The 20,932-nt window shown below is 74.2% G+C and carries 14 protein-coding genes; 11 read left to right on the forward strand and 3 right to left on the reverse strand.

Features of this window, described 5'->3' with window-relative positions:
* Positions 1-51: 51 nt before the first annotated feature.
* The 5 genes from PVK74_RS29240 to PVK74_RS29260 all read left to right on the forward strand — a co-directional run bounded on the left by PVK74_RS29240 (position 52) and on the right by PVK74_RS29260 (position 7,244).
* On the forward strand, positions 52-2,121 hold the full coding sequence (locus PVK74_RS29240; protein ID WP_069089370.1) for an APC family permease: 2,070 nt from the start codon (positions 52-54) through the stop codon (positions 2,119-2,121).
* Entirely contained in the window at positions 2,118-3,398 is a 1,281-nt protein-coding gene (locus PVK74_RS29245; protein ID WP_208635271.1) for a class I SAM-dependent RNA methyltransferase, read from the forward strand. The genes PVK74_RS29240 and PVK74_RS29245 overlap by 4 nt, the downstream gene beginning before the upstream one ends.
* A 63-nt stretch (positions 3,399-3,461) precedes the next feature.
* Positions 3,462-4,604 carry an anhydro-N-acetylmuramic acid kinase gene (locus PVK74_RS29250; protein WP_274477662.1) on the forward strand — a complete coding sequence of 381 codons (1,143 nt, stop codon included), beginning with the start codon at positions 3,462-3,464 and terminating at the stop codon, positions 4,602-4,604.
* Between the two features lie 58 nt (positions 4,605-4,662).
* Positions 4,663-6,606 carry a 1-deoxy-D-xylulose-5-phosphate synthase gene (gene dxs / locus PVK74_RS29255; protein WP_064447144.1) on the forward strand — a complete coding sequence of 648 codons (1,944 nt, stop codon included), beginning with the start codon at positions 4,663-4,665 and terminating at the stop codon, positions 6,604-6,606.
* Positions 6,607-6,737: 131 nt separating this feature from the next.
* Positions 6,738-7,244: a GNAT family N-acetyltransferase gene (locus PVK74_RS29260; protein ID WP_223201199.1), complete on the forward strand. Its 507-nt coding sequence runs from the start codon at positions 6,738-6,740 to the stop codon at positions 7,242-7,244.
* Positions 7,245-7,562: 318 nt separating this feature from the next.
* Here the strand turns inward: PVK74_RS29260 and PVK74_RS29265 are convergent, their stop codons facing one another.
* Positions 7,563-8,753: a hypothetical protein gene (locus PVK74_RS29265; protein WP_043330528.1), complete on the reverse strand. Its 1,191-nt coding sequence runs from the start codon at positions 8,751-8,753 to the stop codon at positions 7,563-7,565.
* 156 nt (positions 8,754-8,909) lie between these two features.
* Here PVK74_RS29265 and PVK74_RS29270 point away from each other — a divergent pair, with 156 nt between their 5' ends.
* Both PVK74_RS29270 and PVK74_RS29275 read left to right on the forward strand, forming a co-directional pair.
* Positions 8,910-10,838, forward strand: a complete 1,929-nt coding sequence (locus PVK74_RS29270) for a DUF6311 domain-containing protein (RefSeq protein WP_274477663.1) — start codon at positions 8,910-8,912, stop codon at positions 10,836-10,838.
* Positions 10,796-12,577: a DUF6311 domain-containing protein gene (locus PVK74_RS29275; RefSeq protein ID WP_274477664.1), complete on the forward strand. Its 1,782-nt coding sequence runs from the start codon at positions 10,796-10,798 to the stop codon at positions 12,575-12,577. The genes PVK74_RS29270 and PVK74_RS29275 overlap by 43 nt, the downstream gene beginning before the upstream one ends.
* A gap of 13 nt (positions 12,578-12,590) precedes the next feature.
* Here the strand turns inward: PVK74_RS29275 and PVK74_RS29280 are convergent, their stop codons facing one another.
* Positions 12,591-14,459, reverse strand: coding sequence for a DUF6311 domain-containing protein (locus PVK74_RS29280; protein ID WP_393100671.1), 1,869 nt, complete (start codon positions 14,457-14,459; stop codon positions 12,591-12,593).
* A gap of 93 nt (positions 14,460-14,552) precedes the next feature.
* Between PVK74_RS29280 and PVK74_RS29285 the strand changes: the two genes are divergently transcribed.
* Positions 14,553-15,788, forward strand: a complete 1,236-nt coding sequence (locus PVK74_RS29285) for an outer membrane protein assembly factor BamB family protein (RefSeq protein ID WP_274477665.1) — start codon at positions 14,553-14,555, stop codon at positions 15,786-15,788.
* Positions 15,785-17,077 (forward strand): outer membrane protein assembly factor BamB family protein, encoded by a 1,293-nt coding sequence (locus PVK74_RS29290; RefSeq protein WP_069089376.1) that lies wholly within the window; start codon positions 15,785-15,787, stop codon positions 17,075-17,077. The genes PVK74_RS29285 and PVK74_RS29290 overlap by 4 nt, the downstream gene beginning before the upstream one ends.
* Here the strand turns inward: PVK74_RS29290 and PVK74_RS29295 are convergent, their stop codons facing one another.
* Positions 17,078-18,268, reverse strand: a complete 1,191-nt coding sequence (locus PVK74_RS29295; protein ID WP_274477666.1) for a C39 family peptidase — start codon at positions 18,266-18,268, stop codon at positions 17,078-17,080.
* Positions 18,269-18,902: 634 nt separating this feature from the next.
* Between PVK74_RS29295 and PVK74_RS29300 the strand changes: the two genes are divergently transcribed.
* Together PVK74_RS29300 and PVK74_RS29305 are read left to right on the forward strand one after the other, a co-directional pair.
* Positions 18,903-19,568, forward strand: coding sequence for a response regulator transcription factor (locus PVK74_RS29300; RefSeq protein ID WP_274477667.1), 666 nt, complete (start codon positions 18,903-18,905; stop codon positions 19,566-19,568).
* A gap of 2 nt (positions 19,569-19,570) precedes the next feature.
* Positions 19,571-20,728: a sensor histidine kinase gene (locus PVK74_RS29305; protein WP_176722869.1), complete on the forward strand. Its 1,158-nt coding sequence runs from the start codon at positions 19,571-19,573 to the stop codon at positions 20,726-20,728.
* Positions 20,729-20,932: the final 204 nt, after the last annotated feature.

A 20,932-nucleotide genomic window follows, 5' to 3' on the forward strand; every position in this document is an offset into this window, starting at 1 on the left:
GAGATCGACCACCCCTGCGCCCCGGATCCGGTGGTCGTACGCTTGGCGGTTGTGGCCCGACCCACCTCGCTGCTGAAGCGACTCCTCCTCGGTCGACCGTTCCGGTCCGACCGCCTGCAGCACACGCTGCTGCCGAAGCGCATCGCGTTGCCGGTCTTCGCCTCCGACGCGCTCTCCAGCGTGGCGTACGCGCCGGACGAGATCCTCCTGACGCTGTCCATCGCCGGCGCCTCGGCGTTCTTCTTCTCGCCGTGGGTCGCGCTCGCGGTCGTCGTGGTCATGCTCACCGTGGTGGCGAGCTACCGGCAGAACGTGCACGCCTACCCCTCCGGCGGCGGCGACTACGAGGTCGCGACGGTCAACCTCGGTCCCAAGGCCGGCCTGGCGGTGGCGAGCGCGCTGCTCGTCGACTACGTGCTCACCGTCGCCGTCTCGGTCTCCTCCGGCGTGGCGAACCTCGGCTCGGTGGTGCCGTTCGTGGCCACCCACAAGGTGCTCATCGCGGTCAGCGCGGTGGTGCTGCTCACCGCGATCAACCTGCGCGGCCTGCGCGAGTCCGGCACCGCCTTCGCCATCCCCACGTACGGCTTCGTGATCGTCATCGGCGGCATGCTGCTGACGGGGCTGGTCCGCGTCTTCGTGCTCGGCGACGACCTGCGCGCGCCGAGCGCCGGCCTGGAGATCCAGGCCGAGCACAGCGTCACCGGGTTCGCGCTGGTGTTCCTGCTGCTGCGCACGTTCTCGTCGGGCTGCGCGGCGCTCACCGGCGTGGAGGCGATCTCCAACGGCGTACCCGCCTTCAAGGCCCCGAAGTCGAAGAACGCGGCGACCACGCTGCTGTTGCTCGGCGGCATCGCGGTCACCATGCTGGTCGGCATCATCTGGCTGTCCCGGCTCACCGGCCTGCAGTTCGTCGAGGACCCGAGGACGCAGATCGTCTCCGGCCCGGTCGACTACGTGCAGAAGACGGTGACCGTGCAGCTCGGGGAGACCGTGTTCGGCGGCGGCTCGGTGCTGCTCTACGTGGTCGCCGGGATGACCGCGCTGATCCTGTTCCTGGCCGCCAACACCGCCTTCAACGGCTTCCCGGTGCTCGGCTCGATCCTCGCGCAGGACCGCTACCTGCCGCGCCAGCTGCACACCCGAGGCGACCGGCTGGCGTTCTCCAACGGCATCCTCTTCCTGGCCGTCTTCGCGGTGGTGCTGATCATCGGCTTCCAGGCCGAGGTGACCAAGCTCATCCAGCTCTACATCGTCGGGGTGTTCGTCTCGTTCACGCTCTCCCAGGCCGGCATGATCCGGCACTGGAACCGGCACCTTCGCAACGAGCGGGACCCGGAGGCGCGCCGCCGGATGCTGCGCTCCCGGGCGATCAACACGTTCGGCATGGTGATGACCGGCGTGGTGCTGGTCATCGTGCTGGCCACGAAGTTCCTGCTCGGGGCGTGGATCGCGATCGTCGCGATGGCGGTGATGTACGTGGTGATGCTCGGCATCCGCCGGCACTACGACCGGGTCGCGGAGGAGCTGGAGCCGACCGAGCAGCGGGGCGTGCTGCCCGCCCGCAACCACGCCATCGTGCTGGTCAGCAAGCTGCACAAGCCGACGCTGCGGGCGGTCGCGTACGCGCGGGCGACCCGGCCGGACACGCTCACCGCGGTCACCGTGAACGTGGACGAGCAGGACACCCGGGAACTGCAGGCCGACTGGGAGCGCCGCGAGCTGCCGGTGCCGCTCACCGTGATCGACTCCCCGTACCGGGAGATCACCCGGCCGATCCTCAACTTCGTCGCGTCGGTGCGCCGGGAGTCGCCGCGCGACGTGGTCACCGTCTTCATTCCCGAGTACGTGGTGGGGCGCTGGTGGGAGAACCTGTTGCACAACCAGAGCGCGCTGCGGCTCAAGGGGCGGCTGCTGTTCGAGCCGGGCGTGATGGTGACCAGCGTGCCCTGGCAGCTCGCCTCCACCGCCAGCAAGAACCTGGACCGCCTGGACGCCACGCTCAGCCGGGGTCCGGCGCGCGGCCCCCGGGTGGCGCCGCAGAGCACACTGCCGCCGCCGGTGGCGTCCACCCCGTCCACCCCGTCCGCGCCCTCCGCCGAGCGGGAGGAACGGCCGTGAGCGCCGACGAGCGTCCCGGTCCGGTGCCGACGGCGGAACGCCCCGGGCTGGAGGAGGCCGAGCGGGTCGAGCTGACAGTCGACGCGGTCGCGCCGGGCGGGCACTGCGTGGCCCGCGTCGGCGGGCAGGTGGTCTTCGTCCGGCACGCGCTGCCCGGCGAGCGGGTGATCGCCGAGGTGACCGAGCTGCACCGGGGCTTCGCCCGCGCCGACGCGGTGGAGATCCTGGACGCCGCACCGGACCGGGTCACCCCGCCGTGCCCGTACGCCCGGCCGGGCGGGTGCGGCGGTTGCGACCTCCAGCACGTCGCCCCGGCCGCCCAGCTCGACTGGAAGCTCGCCGTGGTGCGCGAGCAGCTCACCCGGCTGGGCGGCCTCACCACCGCGCAGATCGACGCGCTCGGCGTACGCGTCGAGGCGCTGCCCGGCGGGCCGCTGGGCTGGCGTTCCCGGGTCCGGTACGCGGTCGACGCGGCCGGGCGGGCCGGGCTGCTCAAGCACCGCTCGCACGAGGTGGTGCCGATCGAGCGGTGCCTGATCGCGCACCCGGCGATCCAGGAACTGCCGGTGCTCCCGCCGACCGGCGCCCGCTGGCCCGACGCCGACGCGGTGGAGACCGTCGCCAGCACCGGCGGGGACGTCGCCGTGGTCGCGTACGCCGAGGGGGTTCCGACGGCGGTGAGCGGGCCGGAGCGGGTCCGGGAGACGGCGGCCGGGCGGTCCTTCACGCTGCCCGCCTCCGGGTTCTGGCAGGTGCACCCGGCGGCGGCGGACGCGCTGACCGGCGCGGTGCTCGACCTGCTCGACCCGCAACCGGGCGAGACGGCCTGGGACCTGTACGGCGGCGCCGGGCTGTTCGCCGCCGCGCTCGCCGAACGGGTCGACGGGGCCCGGGTGACGCTCGTCGAGTCCGCGCCGGACGGCGTGGCCGCGGCCCGGGAGAACCTCGCCGACCTGCGCGGCGTCGAGGTGGTCGCGGCGCGGGTGGAGACCGCGCTGGCCCGGCGCCGGATCACCGGCCCGGTCGACCTGGTGGTGCTCGACCCGCCGCGCTCCGGCGCGGGCGCGCCGGTGGTCCGCGACGTGGTGGCCGCCGGGCCGCGCGCGGTCGCGTACGTGGCGTGCGACCCGGCCGCCTTCGCCCGGGACGTCCGCACGTTCCGCGAGGCGGGGTGGCGGCTGGCCGAGTTGCGCGGGTACGACCTGTTCCCGATGACCCAGCACGTGGAGCTGGTCGGCCTGTTCCTGCCCGCGCACGGCCCCGGCCCCGCGCGTTAAGAAGGGGCCCTTTTACTACCGGATCCGTTAAGAAGGGGCCCTTCCTTGCGCATCGTCGGGCTGATGTCGGGCACGTCCTACGACGGCGTGGACGTGGTGGCCGCCGAGTTCACCGCCGACGGCGACACGCTGCGGCTGCGGCCGCTCGGACACCGCGAGCTGGCGTACCCGGACGACCTGCGGGCCGAGATCGGCGCGCTGCTGCCCCCGGCGGCCACCACCATCGAGGCGGTCTGCCGGCTGGACAACCGCCTCGGCGAGGTGTTCGCCGAGGCGGCGGCGGCCGGCGTCGAGCTGGCCGGGGGCGCTGCCGACGCGGTCGTGTCGCCCGGGCAGACGGTCTTCCACTGGGTCGAGGCGGGCCGGGTGCGCGGCACGCTCCAGCTCGGCGCGCCGGCCCGGGTGGCCGCCCGGGTGGGCGTACCCGTGCTGCACGACCTGCGCTCGGCGGACGTGGCGGCCGGCGGCCAGGGCGCGCCGCTGGTCCCGGCGTTCGACGCGCTGCTGCTCGACCCGGCTGCCGGCCCACGTGCGGCGTTGAATCTCGGCGGGATCGCGAACCTCACCGTGGTCGCGCCCGGCGCGCCCGTCCTCGGGTACGACGTGGGCCCGGCCAACGCGCTGCTGGACGCCGCCGCCCGGCGCTTCCTGGACCGGCCCTGCGACGTCGACGGAGCGCGGGCCGCGGCCGGGCGGGTGCACGAGGCGCTGCTGGCCCGGCTGCTCGCCGAGCCGTACTACGCCGCGCCGCCGCCCAAGTCGACAGGCAAGGAGCTGTTCCACGGCGCCTACCTGGACGCGGCGCTGGCCGCGCTCGGCGAGCCGGTGGCCGCCGACGACGTGCTGGCCACGCTCACCGAGCTGACCGCCCGCACGGTGGCCGACGCCTGCGACCGGCACCGGGTCACCGAGGTGGTGGCCGCCGGCGGGGGAGTGCGCAATCCCACACTCCGGGCGCGGCTGGCCGCGCTGGGCGTGGGACGCTGGCGGCTGCGCACCACCGACGAGCTGGGCGTACCCGCCCAGGCCAAGGAGGCGTACGCGTTCGCGCTGCTCGGCTGGCTGTCCTGGCACGGCCTGCCGGGCGCGGTGCCGTCGGTGACCGGCGCTTCCCGGGCCACCGTGCTCGGCTCCTGGACGCCGGCCGGCCCGTCCGCCGCCGCGCCGCGCCCACCCGCGCCCCGGCGGCTGGTGGTCGACGCCTGACCTGGGTCGATGCACGGCCGGGCTGCGGACTGTCGCGCGGCCGATAGACTCTCCGGTCATGAGTGTTGAAGAGGGCACGGCCAACCACGGTCGGCTGCTGGGCACCGTCCGCGGCCCGCAGGACGTGAAGCGGATGACCGCCGAGCAGCTGGACATCCTCGCCGCCGAGATCCGTGACTTCCTGATCGCCAAGGTCTCCCGCACCGGCGGCCACGTCGGCCCCAACCTGGGTGTGGTCGAGCTGACCCTGGCGATGCACCGGGTCTTCGACTCCCCCCGCGACCGGCTCCTCTTCGACACCGGCCACCAGGCGTACGTACACAAGATCCTCACCGGCCGGCAGGAGGGCTTCGACAAGCTCCGCCAGCGCGGTGGCCTCTCCGGCTACCCCAGCCAGGCGGAGAGCGAGCACGACCTGATCGAGAACTCGCACGCCTCCACCGCCCTGTCGTACGCCGACGGCCTCGCCAAGGCGTACGCGCTGCGCGGCGAGAAGCGCTCCGTGGTCGCCGTGGTCGGCGACGGCGCGCTCACCGGCGGCATGTGCTGGGAGGCGCTGAACAACATCGCCACCGCCGGCAACCCGCTGGTGATCGTCGTGAACGACAACGGCCGGTCCTACTCGCCGACCATCGGTGGCCTCGCCGACCACCTGTCGTCGCTGCGGCTCAACCCCGGCTACGAGAAGGTGCTCGACACGGTCAAGGACGCGCTGGGCAACACCCCGTTCGTCGGCAAGCCGATGTACGAGGTGCTGCACGCGGTCAAGAAGGGCATCAAGGACGCGGTCGCCCCGCAGGCCATGTTCGAGGACCTCGGCATCAAGTACGTCGGCCCGGTCGACGGCCACGACGTGCCGGCCGTCGAGGCGGCGCTGCGCGCGGCCAAGAACTTCGGCGGCCCGGTGATCGTGCACGCGGTCACCCGCAAGGGCTACGGCTACCGTCCCGCCGAGGACGACGAGGCCGACTGCCTGCACGGCCCCGGCGCGTTCGACGCCGAGACCGGCAAGCTGCTCGCCGTGCCGTCGGTGAAGTGGACCAACGTCTTCGCCGACGAGCTGGTCGCGATCGCCGACGAGCGGCCCGACGTGGTCGGCATCACCGCCGCCATGGCCGAGCCCACCGGCATCGCCACGCTCGCCCGCAAGTACCCGGAGCGGGTCTACGACGTGGGCATCGCCGAGCAGCACGCCGCCACCTCCGCCGCCGGCCTCGCCATGGGCGGGTTGCATCCGGTGGTGGCGGTCTACGCCACGTTCCTCAACCGCGCGTTCGACCAGGTCCTGCTGGACGTGGCGATGCACAAGCTGCCCGTCACGTTCGTGCTGGACCGCGCCGGCATCACCGGCCCGGACGGGCCCAGCCACTACGGCATCTGGGACATGTCGGTCTTCGGCGTGGTGCCCGGCCTGCGGATCGCCGCGCCCCGTGACTCGGCCACGCTGCGTGAGGAGCTGCGCGAGGCGATCGCCGTGGACGACGGCCCGACCATCCTGCGCTTCCCGACCGGCACCGTCGCCGCCGACCTGCCGGCCGTACGCCGGGTCGGCCCGGTCGACGTGCTGGCCGAGTCGGCGCGTACCGACGTGCTGCTGGTGGCGGTCGGCTCGTTCGCCGGCCTCGGTGTCGAGGTCGCCGCCCGGGTCGCCGAGCAGGGGTACGGCGTGACTGTGGTCGACCCGCGCTGGGTGCGCCCGGTGCCGGCCGAACTGGTCGAGCTGGCGTCCGCGCACCGGCTCGTGGTCACCGTGGAGGACGGCGTACGCATCGGCGGCGTCGGCTCCGCGCTGGCGCAGGCGATGCGCGACGCGGACGTCCGCGTACCGGTGAAGGACATGGGCGTACCGGCCGACTGGCACCCGCACGGCAGCCGCGCGCAGATCCTGGCCGACCTGCGGCTGACCGCGCAGGACGTGGCACGCGACGTCACCGGCTGGATCTCCAGCCTGGACGCCACCCCGGTCGACCCGGCCGCGAACGGAGCCCGAGCCCAGAGCTGACCCCGCTCTCCTGCCCGCCGCCCGGTCTGCGCGTCGATCTTGCACTTGCGGCCCTCCTGATGTCGGCTTCGCCCGATAAGGGAGGGCCGCAACCGCAAGATCGCTGGATGTCTTGTGTCGAGGGAGGGGCGGTGGAGATTCGGGAGGCCGGGCTCGGGGATCTTTCGGGGATCGTCGAGTTGCACAGCCGGGCGCGGGTCGCCTACTACGGGGCCGGTGGGTTGCCGACCGAGGAGATCCTCACTCCGGAGCTGGCTCGGGAGCAGCGGGAGGGCTGGGCGGCGGCAATCACCTCGGCGCGCAAGCAGGTGCGAGTCGCCATCGTGGACGGTGTCCTGGCCGGGGTGCTGGCCATGGGTCCGCCGCACTCGTCCGACCTGGATCCGCGGACGACCGCGCAGCTCTACCAGATCCACGTCGATCCGGGACTCTGGGGCCGAGGCGTCGGTGGCGCGCTGCACGCGCTGTTCGTGCGTCACCTGGCGGACGAGGGGTTGGCGCTGGGCGTCCTGGAGGTGTGGGAGCGCAACACCCGGGCCCGCGCGTTCTACACGCGCCACGGTTGGCGCCCCGACGGCACCTCCCGCCCCGGCCCGGCCCGAACCCCCTACGTAGGCATGCAGCTGACCCACCCTTAGCCCGTCGCTTAGCCCTCACCCTCACCTCAGCCCGCCCTGAACCCGTCGATCTAACACTTCCGACCCCGAGGTTGCCGGTTTTGCCCTGATCGGCGGGGCCCTCACTGCAAGATCGCCGAGTCCCTCCAGCCCTGGCCCCGCCCTGGCCTGCCCTGTTGACCAAGGAGTTTGGGTGCGTGGAGAGCCTCCCGGACGACACAAACTCCTTGATCACCGAGCCAGTCGGGTGATCATGAGGTTGGCGGGGATTGGTGTCCGGTTTGTCGCCGTCAAGTTCATGATCGACGGGGTGGGCGGCGGGGCGGGACAACGGCGGGGTTACGGGGTGGGGAGGGAGCGGTACCAGGTCTTCTCGGTGCCGGCCAGGCTGAACGTCTGCCGCTGGTCGGTGTGCTCGACGACCACCAGGCCGGGACGGTCCACCAGGCGGGTGGTGCCGGGCGGGGCGGAGAACGACACCTCGCCCGTACGCCAGCTCAGCACCGCCAGCGGCCGGCCGGGCATCGGCAGGTGGTACGCCTGGAGCGTGGTGGACCGGTCGGCGGGGGAGACCACCGGCGTGCCGCCGTCCGCGGGCCGGTAGACCACCGCGGTCATCGTCCCGCTGGGACTGTCCCAGCTCAACTGTTCCAACTCGCCCGGCTCCCCGTCGCCGAGCGCCACCGAACCGAGCGAACGGGTGGCGATCTTCGCCATCGGCCAGGACTCCGGCGCGGAACGGGGCGCGTCCCGGTCGCCGATGCGGCGCGGCACACTGCCGAACGGGCCCCGCTCACCGGCCAGCACGCAGGTGTCCAGCCCGGTCAGCGCGCGCTTCCCGGCGCCCGTGTCGTCGCGTACCAGGGGGTAGCGGGGCGCTTCGGTGGCCGTACCCAGGTCGAGGACGCGGTCGGCGGCCTTGCCGCGCGGCAGTGACGTCGTGGGCCGCAGCGCCGCGGTCAGCTCGACGGCCCGGCAGTCCGGCACGGCGACCGGCTCGGTGACGCCGTCGGTGCTGGCGACGGCCTTGCCGTCGGGGCCGAGCAGGCGTGCGACGCGGGCCGAGGTGAGGTAGCGGCGGCCGTCCGGGTCGCGCACCGGCAGCACGTCGGAGTAGACCAGGTAGCCGGGATCGGTGTACTCGGTGGCGTGTGCCACCCGCCAGCGCTGCCCGTCCCGGTCGAGTTGCAGCAGCCAGGAGGCGGCGTCACCGGGCACATCGGCGGCGACCAGCGCCAGCGCGGAGCCGGCCACCTGACCGGAGAAGAGGATGCCGGAGGTGGGCACGTGTACCCGGTCGTCCACCGGGGAGCGCCACTCGCGTACCGCTGTGGTGATCGCGGCGGTCGCCGCCGCGTCGCCGGCCAGGCTGCCGCGCGGCGGCCACACCGCGAGGTTGCCGTCCAGGCTGTCGTAGCCGACCCGCAGATCCGCCGGCTTCCGGTCCGCGATCGGTCCGCAACCCGCGGTGACCAGCAGCAGAGCTGCCAGCGCGGTGCCCGTCGTAGCGCTTCGGCGGGCTGAAAGCACCCTGATCCCCTCGCCGGTCGTCGGTCGGAAGCCCACATGGTACGAGACGGCCCGCCACCCGGCCGCGCCCGGCTCACCCTTTCGGTCGAGTGACCACTGCGGAACGTGACGGGCGATTCGGGTATCAATATCCGGCTCCGGTAGACTCCGCCGATTGTGACGCCTGCCGAGACCCGCGGCGCCTCGACGCCGGACGCCGCCGCCCCGACGGGCCACCGCTCCGTCACCCTTGATCCACCACCGGTCACCGTCGCCGAGCCGGAGCCGGCGACCACGACACCTCCGCAACCGCCGGCCGAGCCCGAGGCGCCGGCCACGCCGGGCGCGCGGCGCGCGCGCCGGTGGCGGTGGACCCGCCGCCGGATCGACCTCATCGTGTACGGCGGATTCCTGCTCGCCGCGATCTGGGTGACCAGCGGCATCTGGGCCGACCCGGCCGGGCGGGTGGCCGCGCTCTACAGCAGCGACCCGGCGCAGGTGCAGTTCTTCCTGGCCCACTCGGTACGGGTGGTGCTGCACGGCGAGTTCCCGTTCTTCACCGAGCAGTTCAACTACCCCGACGGCGTCAACCTGATGGCGAACACCGCCATCCTGGCGCTCGGCATCCCGATGGTGCCGGTGACCCTCCTGTTCGGACCGGCGGTCTCCTTCGTCACGCTGGTCACGCTCGGCCTGGCCGGCACCGCCGCCGCCTGGTACCGGGTGCTGTCCCGGCACGTGATCCGGCACCGCCCGGCCGCCGCCGTGGCGGCCTGGTTCTGCGGGTTCTCGCCGGCCATGCTGTCGCACGCCAACTGGCATCCGAACATCATCAGCCAGTTCCTGCTGCCGTTCATCGTGTGGCGGGTGCTGGTGCTGACCCGCTCGACCCGGCCGGTGCGCGACGGCGTGCTGCTGGCGCTGCTGGTCACCGCGCAGGCGTTCATCAACGAGGAGATCCTGCTCTTCACCGCGCTCGCGCTGGGCGTGTTCCTGATCGCCGTGGTGGTGCAGCAGCGCGAGCGGTGGACGACCGCGTGGCGTCCGCTCGGCGCCGGGCTGGCGGTCTGCGCGGCGCTGGCCGGCGCGCTGCTGGCGTACCCGCTGTATGTGCAGTTCGCCGGCCCGATGGCGTACCACGGGCTCAGCGACGCGGTACGCGACTACGGCAACGACATCGCCGCGTACTTCGCCCCCGGCTCGCCCACGTTCGGCGGCAACGAGCGCGCCAACGTCAACCTCGCCCCGAACTACTCGGAGGAGAACGCGTTCTTCGGCTGGAGCCTGTCGCTGATTGCCGTGGGCATCGTGATCTGGCTGCGGCGCGACGTGATCGTCCGGGCGCTGGCCGCGACCGGGCTGTTCTTCGCCGTGCTCTCCCTCGGCGAGCGGATCTCCTGGTGGGACCGGGAACTCGTCACCGGGCCGTGGGAGTTCCTGGTGCGGCTGCCGCTGCTGGACGCCGTGGTGCCCACCCGCTTCGGCCTGATCACCAGCGTGACGGTGGCGATCCTGCTCGCGTACGCGGTGCGCCGCGCCTGGGCGCTGCGGGGCGTGGACCGGCGGACGGCCCGCAAGCTCACCGCCGCCGGCCTGATCCTCGCGCTGCTGCCGATCGCGCCGATGCCGTTGCGGGTCACCACCCGGGAGCCGGTGCCGAAGTTCATCACCGCCGACCGGTGGCGGCAGTACGTCGGCCCGGACCAGACGCTCGTGTCCGTGCCGGTGCCGGCGATGGGCAACACCGACCCGATGCGCTGGGCGGCCAGCACCAACCTCGACTTCAAGATTCCCGGCGGCTACTTCCTCGCCCCGCGCAACGGCGTCACCGGAGACCCGGGACGCTTCGGCGGGCGGCCCAGCGGCATCGGCGAGATGCTGCGGGAGGTGTCGTCCACCGGCCGGACGCCGAAGCTCGACGACCGGCAGCGCCGCCGCTACCTGGACGAGCTGCGGCACTGGAACGCGGCGGTGGTGGTGCTGCCGCTGGCCGAGCAGAACGCCGAGCCGCTGCGCCGCACGGTGGAGCAACTGGTCGGGCCCGGACGGCAGGAGCTGGACGTGTGGCTGTGGGACGTGCGGAAACTGACCAGCCGGCCCGCCTGACCGCACCCGAGCAGCCCGCTCCCGCGCCCGCGCCCCGCCGCCGGCCGGTCGACGCGCTGGTGGTGGCCGGCTACCTCGCGCTCGCGGTGCTGCTCACCAGCGACCAGTGGCGCCGCCCGGAACGGCTGTTCCACCAGGCCGGCGACCAGATCCTGTTCGAGTGGATGCTGGCCCGGGCCGCCCGCGCGGTCACCGGCGGCGAGAACCCGCTGCACAGCGCCGCGCTGAACGCCCCGGACGGGGTGAACCTGATGGCGAACACGTCGGTGCTCGGGCTGGGCGTGCCGCTCACCCCGGTCACCGTCGCGTTCGGCTCCCAGGCGGCGTTCCTCGTCGCCGTGACGATCAGCCTCGCCGGCACCGCCACCGCCTGGTACGCGCTGCTCGCCCGCCGGCTGGTCCGCTCCCGGGCCGCCGCCGCGGTGGGCGGCCTGGTCTGCGGCTTCGCCCCGGGCATGGTGGCGCAGGCCGGCGCGCACCTGCACATGGCCGCCCAGTTCCTGGTGCCGGTGATCCTCGCGCTGGTGTTCCGCCCGGCCACCGACCGGGTACGCCGCGACGGCGTGCTGCTCGGGCTCGCCGTCGCGTACCAGGTGTTCCTCGGCGAGGAGGTGCTCGTCTTCCTGGCGCTGGCCGCCGGGGTGTTCGCCGGGGCGTACGCGCTCGCCGACCGGGCCGCCGCGCGTCGCCTGGCGCCGGTGGTGGCCCGCCGGCTGGGCGTCGGCGCGCTGGTGGCGGGCGTGCTGCTGGCGTACCCGCTGTGGTTCCAGTTCGCCGGGCCGGGCCACTACCGGGGGATGCCGTTCCACACCGGGGGCTACCGGCTGGACCTGGTCTCGTTCGTCGCCTCCGCCCGGCAGAGCGTCGCCGGGGACGCCCACCGGGCCGGGCTGCTGTCGCCGAACCCGACCGAGCAGAACTCGTTCTTCGGCCCGTTCCTGCCGCTGCTGGCGCTGCTCGTCGTGGTACGGCTGTGGCGGCGGCCGCTGGTACGCGCGCTCGCCGCGTGCGGCCTGCTGTTCGCGGCGCTGTCGCTCGGCGCCTCGGTGGTGGTGAACCGCGACGACACCGGGCTGCCCGGCCCGTACCGCCTGCTCGCCGGGGCGCCGCTGCTGGACCTGGTGGTGCCGGCGCGCTTCGCGCTGGTGTGCGTACCGGTGCTCGGGGTGCTGCTGGCGCTCGCAGTCGACCGGGTCCGGCACGGCGCCGTGCGCGCCTGGGCGCCGTGGGCCGGCGCGGTCGCCGCCGCGCTGCTGCCGCTGACGCCGACCCCGATCCGCACGGTGCCGGTCGCGCCGGTCCCGGCCGTCGTGTCCGGCGGCGGCTGGCAGGAGTACGTGCCGCAGGGCCGCACGCTGGTGCCGGTGCCGCCGGTGACCGGGGCGGCGGTCAGCCCGGCCATGTTCTGGTCGGCGCGCACCGCGCTGGCGTTCGACGCGCCGGGCGGCTACTTCATCGGCCCGCGCTCGGCGGACGACCCGGCCGCCCGCTGGGGCGCGCCGGACCGGCCCACGTCGCTGCTGCTGCGCCGGGCCGCCGAGACCGGCCAGGTGCCGCCGGTCGGCGACGCGGAACGCCGGCAGGCGGTGGCCGACCTGCGGCACTGGCGGGCGGCGGCGCTGGTGCAGGCAGACTCGACGCCGGCCGACCCGGTACGCGCCACGCTGGACGCCCTTCTCGGCCCCGGCCGGGACGTGCCCGGCGGGCACCTGTGGGACGTCCGGGCGCTGACCGGCTGACCGGGACGCCGGCTCAGACCCGGTCGCGCACGTCCCAGAGCCACACGTCGTCCACCCGCTGCGGCGGGCCGAGCAGCTCGGCCATCAGGTCACGCAGCACCGCCTCGCGCGGACCGGACCCGAGCACCACCACCGACGCCCGCCAGAAACGCAGGTCGTCCACGGCCTGGCGGCGGTTCTCCTCGGTGATCTCCGGCACCTCGTTGGCGTCCATCGTGGAGTAGATGAGCGTGCTGGTGGGGCGGTTCGGCGCGCCGAAGACACCCTCACCGCGTTCGTTGGGGCCGATGAAGTAGCCGCCCGGGATCGGGAACTCGTGTCCGGTCAGCGCGCTCCAGCGCAGCGTGTGCAGCCCGTGCACGTTGCTCGGGATCGGCACCGGCACCAGCGTGCGGCCCTCCGGCACGTACGGCCGCCAGCCACCGGCGGTGATGAAGCGCGGCGGCGGGTCGATGTGCTCCGCCGGCAGCGGACGCGGGATCAGCGGCACCAGGGCGGCCACGATCGCGGCGTACCCGGCCAGCCGCAGCACCCGGCGGCGCGTGTCGCGCGCGGCCGTCCCGTCGCCGTCGCCGTCCGTGCTGTCGTCGGCGGCGGCGCGGGGGGCGGGCACCGGCGGACGGCCGGCACCGGCCAGCGCGTCCCACGCCAGGGCGAGCAGCACACCCACGGCGGCCACCACGACCAGGCTCAACCGGGTCGGCATCATCATCTCGACCAGCGGCAGGTCGTCCGGAATGTACGCCCACGGCCCGTCGACGTCGGTCTCCACACCGTTGAACCGCACCACCGGGCCGATCGAGGCGATCGTGAAGACGACCACCAGCACGGCCAGGATCCGGGCCGGCACCGACCGGCGGACCAGCAGCACCAGCGCGCCCAGCGCCACCAGCACCAGCGGCCAGCCGAACCAGGTGTTCTGCTCGGTCAGCCCGATGGTCTTCTCCACCGCCTCGTCACCGGCGATCGTGTCCCGGGCGAACGTGACGAAGGCCACCAGGTCCTCGCCCCAGTTGTGGAAGACGCCGCCCTGCAATCCGCGGTAGGACTGCGGCCCGTTGAACTGGAACCAGATCGGGTACGCGGTCAGCAGCAGCGCCAGCCCGCCGCCGAGCCCGAGCGCGGCCAGGAACGACCCGGCCCGCGCGCGGGCCGCCCGGGGCCGCTGCACCGCGTACGCCACCACGACGACCAGGCAGGCCAGCGCGGTGAGCAGCAGCATCTCCTCGTTGATGAAGACCTGGTACGCCACCAGCAGCCCGAGCGCCAGCCCGTTGCGCCGCCACCGCCCCGGCTCGCCCAGCCGCAGCACCCGCGCCACGATCAGCGGCAGCAGGAAGTTCGACACGAAGTTGGGCTGGCCGTTCGCGTGGTGGACGATGCCCGGCGCGAAGCCGAGGAACGCGCCACCGGCGAACGCGGCGGCCCGGGACCGGACCAGGTGCCGCGACAGCACCCAGTACGACGTGGCGGCGGTCGCCGACAGCGCCGCGCCCAGGTAGAGCGCGTACATCACCTGCGGGCCGAGCAGCAGCGTCAGCGGCGCAAGCGGCAGCGTCACCCCGAGCAGCGAGGTGTTCGCCATCATGTTCACCCCGTCCGGCGCGTTCTGCCGGGTGGTGAACAGCGGGTTCTCCAGGTGCTGCACCGAGTACGCGCCGTGCGCGAACAGCCACTCGAACCAGCTGTGGTCGGTCGGCAGGTGCGAGGAGACCCGGTGCTCCACGTCGCCCCAGTAGTTGAGGCAGACGAGAACACCGAGCAGCACATAGGCTCCGATGGCCAGCAGATCGGCGCGGGCCGGCCGGCGACGGGCACGGCGTGGCGGATCGGCCACGACGGCGTCCGTCTCGACGGACGAGGGGTTCAACGAGGGGTCCACCACGGGCACGGCCACGACGCGCCATCGTACAGGCGAATTGTGGCAATGCCGGTCACGGCCGGACGGCGGCCGGGCGCGCGGGAGAGGATGGTCGTGACCGTCATCGATCTGGGGGAGTTGCGTCACGACGCTCCGCCCCCGGCGGCCCCCCGCCCGCCGCGCAGCGTCGGGCGGCCGGCCCGCACCCTGGCGCTCCTGCTGCTGGCGCTGCTCACGCTCGCCGCCGCCGCGCCGCCGCGAGGACCGGCGGAGTGGACGCTGCCCGGCGGCCTGGGCTCGGCCGTGTTCGTCTCCGGCGACGTGGTGTACGTGGTGCGGCCGAACCGCGGTGACGGGCGGGAGATCGTCGCCTACCGCGAAGGGCGGGAACTGTGGCGCAGTCCGCTGCCCGGCATCGGCACCGCCGTGTCGGTGTGGGAGCAGGACGGCCGGGTGATGGTGGCCGGCCCGGCCGGCAACGACGAGGACTGGGAGACGGTGACGTACGACGCGGCCACCGGCGCGGACGTCTGGCGCCGGCGCGGCGTCGCGTTCGCGGTCGGCCGGGTGCTGCTGTCGCAGTCCGCCGCGTCCGACTCCCGCCCGTCGATCACCCGGGTCGACCCCGCCGACGGAAGGACGATGTGGACGCTGCCCTCGACGGGCGTGCTGGGGTTCGATTACGGCTCCGGGGCGGAACGCATGCTGTTGTGGCCGGCCACCGGGCAGGTGGTGGTCGTGGACGCGCGCACCGGCGCGCGGGTCGCGGCCCGGGACCTGCACCCGGTTCGACCGCCCGGCCCGCGCCACGTGATGACCGTGGCCGGGCTGCTGCTGGAGATCGGCGGCGGGCTCATCGAGGCGTACGACCTGGACACGCTGCGACCGCGCTGGACCGTCGAACAGAAGCTCGTCGACTACGTCGACAGGTGCGGTGCCCTGCTCTGCGCCGTCCGGCCGGGCGCCGGGATGACAGCGCTCGACCCGGCGACCGGCGCCGTGCGCTGGAGCGTGGACCGGTGGGCGCGCGTCGTGGCGGCGCGCGACGACCGGCTGCTCGTCGGCGACACCGCGATCGGCGCCGGCGGCCTGGCGGTGCTCGGCCAGGCCGACGGGCGTCTGATCGCCGAGCTGGGCGGCTGGACCCTGGCCCCGCAGCACGGGTCCGGCGGTCCGCTGCTGGCCACCCGGCTGCTGGGCGGCGGCCGGCAGCTCCTGGCCGAGATGGACCTGTCCGGCGGTCCGCCCCCGATCAGGGGAGTGATCACCGGGACCGACTGCACGACCGGCGTGACGCTGCTGGTCTGCCGCAGGCCCGCAGGTGACTACGTGGTGCGGCGGCTGCCGTGAGCCCGGTGATCGAACTGGGCGAGATGCGGCACGGCGAGTCCGCCGACGAGCCGGAACCCGCGCCGCCCCGCCGGCCGCCCGGCCCGGCGGTCCGGGTGGCGCTGCTCGGCGTACTGGTGCTGCTCGTCGTGCACGCTGCCGCCGGTCCGCCGCGCCGGCCCGTGCCGATCCGGATTCCCGCCCCGCAGGGCGCGGCGTTCGTGGTCCGGCCGGACCGGGTGGTGGTGGCCGACGGCCCCGGCGCGACCGGCCGGGGCGGGCGGGTGGTCGCCGCGTACCGGCTGCCCGGCGGGGAACCGGCGTGGCGGTTCGCGCTGACCGACGGCGACCACGTGCTCGGCCTCACCACAGTGGCCGGGGGACTGCTGGTGACGAGCAGCCCGGCCGGGGACGGTGACTCGGTGTCGGCGATGCTCGACCCGGCGACCGGCACGCTGCGCTGGCGGCATCCCGGATACCCGGTCCCGACCGCCTCCGGCGGGCTGCTGCTGGAGAACCCCCGCCCGCCCGGCGCGGGCACCGTACGGGCCGTGGACCCGGCCTCCGGCGCGGTGCGGTGGACGCTGCCCGTACCGGGCCAGGAGGTGGGGTACCGCCGCGACGACCACGGGGTGACACAGCTCGTCCTGGTCACCCCGCAGGGCCGGGTGACCGTGTACGACGCGGACGCGGGCACCGTCGCGCACACCGGCCGGGTGGCGCCCGCGGCCGGCCGCGCCGACTACCGGTACGCCCAGGTGGTGGCCGATCTGCTGCTGGTCGAGGACGCCCGGGGCTCGGTCACCGGGTACGGGTTGGACCGGCTTGAGGAACGGTGGAGCCTGCCGGTGGGCTCCCGCGCCGGACTCTGGTTCGCCGACTGCGCCGGGATGGTGTGCCTGCGCAACCAGGTGGGCGGCGCGCAGGCCCTCGATCCGGCCACCGGCCGCCCGGCCTGGACCGACGAGCGGTGGCTCGGGATGGGACCGGTCGGCGACCGCCTGATCGCCGCCGAGCGCGGGGTCGGGGAGGAGCTGGAACTGTCGGCGCTGGACCCGCCGACCGGCCGGGTGCTGGCCCGGCTGGGCCGCTGGCGCGTCTCGGGCAACGACCTCCCGTCCGGGCCGCTGCTCGGGCTGCGCACGCTCACCGAGGACCGGACGCTCGTCGGCGCGCTGGACGTGGCGGCCGGACAGGTGCGGATCCGGGGGATCCTGCCCGGCGCCTGGTCCGAGTGCGCGGACACGGGTACGCAGCTGGTGTGCCTGCGCCCGACCGGCGGCATGGCGATCTGGCCGGCCGGACGCTGATCACCAGTTGGCCTGCGCCGGTGGCGGCGGCAGGGGCGTCGACTCGGGCCGCAGCACGTACGCGATGCCGCCGCTGCCCACCTGCCAGGCATGCTCGAACGGCGCGCGCGGCACGGTGCGGCGGACCCGCTCGTCGTCCGGCGCGTACGGGTCGTTCAGCACCGGATCGCCGTCGGCGGTGAAGCCGACCAGCACGATGAGGTGCCCCCGGGTGTCGTAGTCCAGCCCCGGCACCTGCCCGGCGGTGAACGCCGCCGACACGATCAGCGGGATGCCGGCGGCCACGAACAGTTCCGCTTCGGCCAGCGAACGCAGCCGGGTGACGAACGCGTCCACGCCGTGCGTCGCCGCGTACGCGGTGTTGAACGGCCAGTTCCCCGCTCCGGCGTACGCGTGGTCGAAGCAGTGCCGGGCGGCGTGCACGACCCGCGGGCGGGGGCCGGGCGGCGTCACCCAGGCGTACCGGTCCGGGGTGGGGCCGGCGCCCCAGAAGTCGAGCACCATGGACACGCAGGTGGGGCTGCACCAGGAGTCTCCACCGCCGCCCCAGCGGGTCTCCCCGGTGGCGTGCAGCCGCTGCGCGTAGCGCGGCACGTCCAGCACCCGCCCTCGCGCGCCGCCCGCGCCGGCGTCGGTTCTTGCGCCGGCTCGTTGTCCGACGCCGGGCGGGTCGGTGGAGGCGACCACGCCGATCGTGCGCAGCGCCGGGCCGTCCGCCGCGTCGAGGCGGCGCAGCAGCGTCACCCGCACCTGCCAGCCGGTCACCGTCGCGCCGGTCACCCGCAGCGTGTCGGCGGCCACCCGCGCCCGGTCGTCCGCCTGCCCGGGTACGGACGCCCGGTGCACCGTGCTGTCGTCGGCGGCCCAGTTGCCCAGCTCGTACCAGCCGGTGGAGGCCGCGTCGCCGGCCCAGCCGCGCAGCTCCACGCGCAGCCAGCAGCCGGCCGGCGTGTGCGCGGTCCAGGAGGGCACCAGCTCGACGGCGGCGAAGCCGAGTGGCGTCACCGGGGAGGTCCAGCTCCCGGCGGCGTACTCGGCGGTGGTCCCGGAGTGCGGATCGGTGTGGGTCAGGCGGCCGGGCGCGCCGTCGAGCGCCAGCCCGTCCGGCCCCGCGGTGAGCCCGTCGGCGAGGCCCACGTCCCGGTCCGCCGGGAAACGGAACCGGCGGTACGCGATGTCGCGGCCGGTCATCGGGGTGCCGCCCGGCGTGGATCGGGTGCCTCGCCCGCGTGCTTGTCGATCATTGCCGCTGAGCATCGCGTACCCGAAGGTTTTGTGCAACGGCGGTGGGTGCGGGCCCCGCGCTGGACCGGTCGGCCAGTGGGTTCGGGCCAGCCGCGCGGGAGGGTCCGCCTGCTCGCCGGGCCCGGTGTGATCAGGGGCGTAGCGAGTTGATGGGGCGGCCCACCTGACTGCATTTTCGTCACCGAAGGTAACCGTGACGTGAGCTCCCGGGGTTCACCCTGCGCCAACTTTGCTCTGCAGCCATCGACGCAACGGTGACTCACCGCAACAAGTGCGTATCGGGCTGCAGAGCAAAGTCGACGGAAGGGCATCGCAGACCCCGACGGCCGAATTGGCATATCTGCAGTTCAGCGGCTTTTGACTCGGCGGCAGTCTCGCGTGGAGGAGCAACCGTCGGTGACAGTGAGTGACGCAGCGGCGCGCCGTCGCCAATCTCACTGACAGTCACAGAAATCCGCGCAGGTGCGGAAGAGCGACCCGGTGGACGGCGGGCGGATCATGCGCCGGCAGGGCAGCTCCTCCGGCGACACGCTTGGCCGGCGGCACTAGGTTGTCAGAGGTCACGAGGCGGGAGGCCGGGATGCGGGTACTGGTGGTCGAGGACGAGCGCAACCTCGCCGACGCGATCGCGCGCGGGCTGCGCAAGCGCGGGATGGCGGTGGACGTCGCCTACGACGGCGACTCCGGCCACGAGGCGGCGTTCGTCACCCGTTACGACGTGGTGATCCTGGACCGCGACCTGCCGGGTGTGCACGGCGACCAGATCTGCGCCGATCTGGCCGCCTCCGGCGCGCTGACCCGGGTGCTGATGCTCACCGCGAGCGGCACCGTCGCCGACCGGGTGGAGGGGCTGCAGCTCGGCGCCGACGACTACCTGGCCAAGCCGTTCGCGTTCGACGAGCTGGTGGCGCGGGTGCAGGCGCTCGGGCGCCGGGCCACCCCGGCCGCGCCGCCGGTGCTGGAGGTGGCCGACCTTGTGCTCGACCCGGCCCGGCGGGTGGTCACCCGTGGTGGCGTGCCGCTCGACCTCACCAACAAGGAGTTCGGCGTGCTCGCCGAGCTGCTCAAGGCGCGCGGCGCGGTGGTGTCCAGCGAAGAGCTGCTGGAACGGGTCTGGGACGCCAATACCGACCCGTTCACCACGATCGTCCGGGTCACCGTGATGACGCTGCGCAAGAAGCTGGGTGACCCGCCGCTCATCGACACGGTGGTCGGGGCGGGCTACCGGATCGGCCGCACGCGGTGAGCGTGGGCACCCGGCGGGTGCGGCCGACGCTGCGGCTGCGGCTGACCCTGCTCAACGGCGTCCTGCTGGTCGGCGCCGGGGCGATCCTGGTGCTGCTGGCCTGGCTGCTGGTCCGCGACGCGCTGCGCCCCACCGACGAGCTGCTGCCCGGCACCACAGTGGTGCTCACCGACGGCCGCACCCTCGACGCCGGGCAGTGGCAGCGGCAACTGGTCGACGCGGCGTCGCAGGAACTGCTGGTCAAGGGACTGCTCGCGCTCGTGGCGATCAGCGTCGTCGGGGTGGCCGGGGCGTACCTGGTGGCCGGCCGGGCGCTGCGCCCGCTGCACCAGGTGACAGCCACCGCGCGCCGGCTCGGCGAGGCCACGCTCGACGAGCGGATCGGCTGGTCCGGCGCCGACGACGAGGTGGCCGAGCTGGCCGAGACGTTCGACGCGATGCTGGACCGGATCAGCGGCGCGTTCGAGGCACAGAAACGGTTCGTCGCGAACGCCTCGCACGAGCTGCGGACGCCGCTCGCGGTGATGCGTACCGAAATCGACGTGACGCTCAGCGACGACGACGCCGACCTCGCCGAGTACCGCCGCATGGCCGGGGTGGTGCGGGACGCCTCGGAGCGGGCCAACGGCCTGGTCGACGCGCTGCTGGTGCTGGCCCGCAGCGAGGCCCAGACCGGCCGGCGGCTGGCCCGGCGCGCGGAGTCGGACCTCGCCGTCGGCACCGCCAACGCGCTGTCCGCGGTGTCCCGGGAGGTCGAGCGGATCGGCCTGAAGGTGCACACGTCGCTGCGTCCGGCGCCGGTGGTCGGTGACCCGGGGCTGCTGGACCGGCTGGCCGGCAACCTGGTGGAGAACGCGGTCCGCTACAACCACCTGCACGGGCGGATCTGGGTGCGCACCGGCACCGACGGGCAGCGGTCCTGGCTGGTGGTGGGGAACACCGGCTTCGAGGTCGCCCCCGCCGACGTACCCGGGCTGTTCGAGCCGTTCCGGCGCGGCGGCCAGGAACGCACCGGTGCTCGCGGCTCCGGGCTCGGTCTGTCGATCGTGCGGGCCGTCTGCGACGCGCACGGCGGCACGGTGAAGGCGGTCGCCCAGCCCGGTGGCGGCCTGGAGGTGACCGTCACGCTTCCGTCGGCCGACCCGCCCGCGGCCACCTGACCGCCCATCCCGACCCGTCCAGCCGGTGAGGCGGCCTCACCTTTTCGTGCGGACAGCCTCGGCTGTCCTGGCCGGACCCGGCGGTGGTCGGCCCCCGGCGGCACGGTGGTCGGGCAGAATGCTCGGCTCACGCTGGACGCGGAGCGGTGATCAACGGAGAGTAAGCGCAGCGACGCCTCACCCTGCTCACCCACCGGAGCTGCC

Source organism: Micromonospora chalcea, from assembly GCF_028768405.1.
Classification (GTDB): domain Bacteria; phylum Actinomycetota; class Actinomycetes; order Mycobacteriales; family Micromonosporaceae; genus Micromonospora; species Micromonospora chalcea.

Coding starts and splice junctions, on each gene's coding strand:
- PVK74_RS29250 (WP_274477662.1), top strand. CDS start 3,462: ATGTCGGGCACGTCCTACGACGGCGTGGACGTGGTGGCCGCCGAGTTC.
- dxs (WP_064447144.1), top strand. CDS start 4,663: ATGAGTGTTGAAGAGGGCACGGCCAACCACGGTCGGCTGCTGGGCACC.
- PVK74_RS29295 (WP_274477666.1), bottom strand. CDS start 18,268: ATGACCGGCCGCGACATCGCGTACCGCCGGTTCCGTTTCCCGGCGGAC.
- PVK74_RS29300 (WP_274477667.1), top strand. CDS start 18,903: ATGCGGGTACTGGTGGTCGAGGACGAGCGCAACCTCGCCGACGCGATC.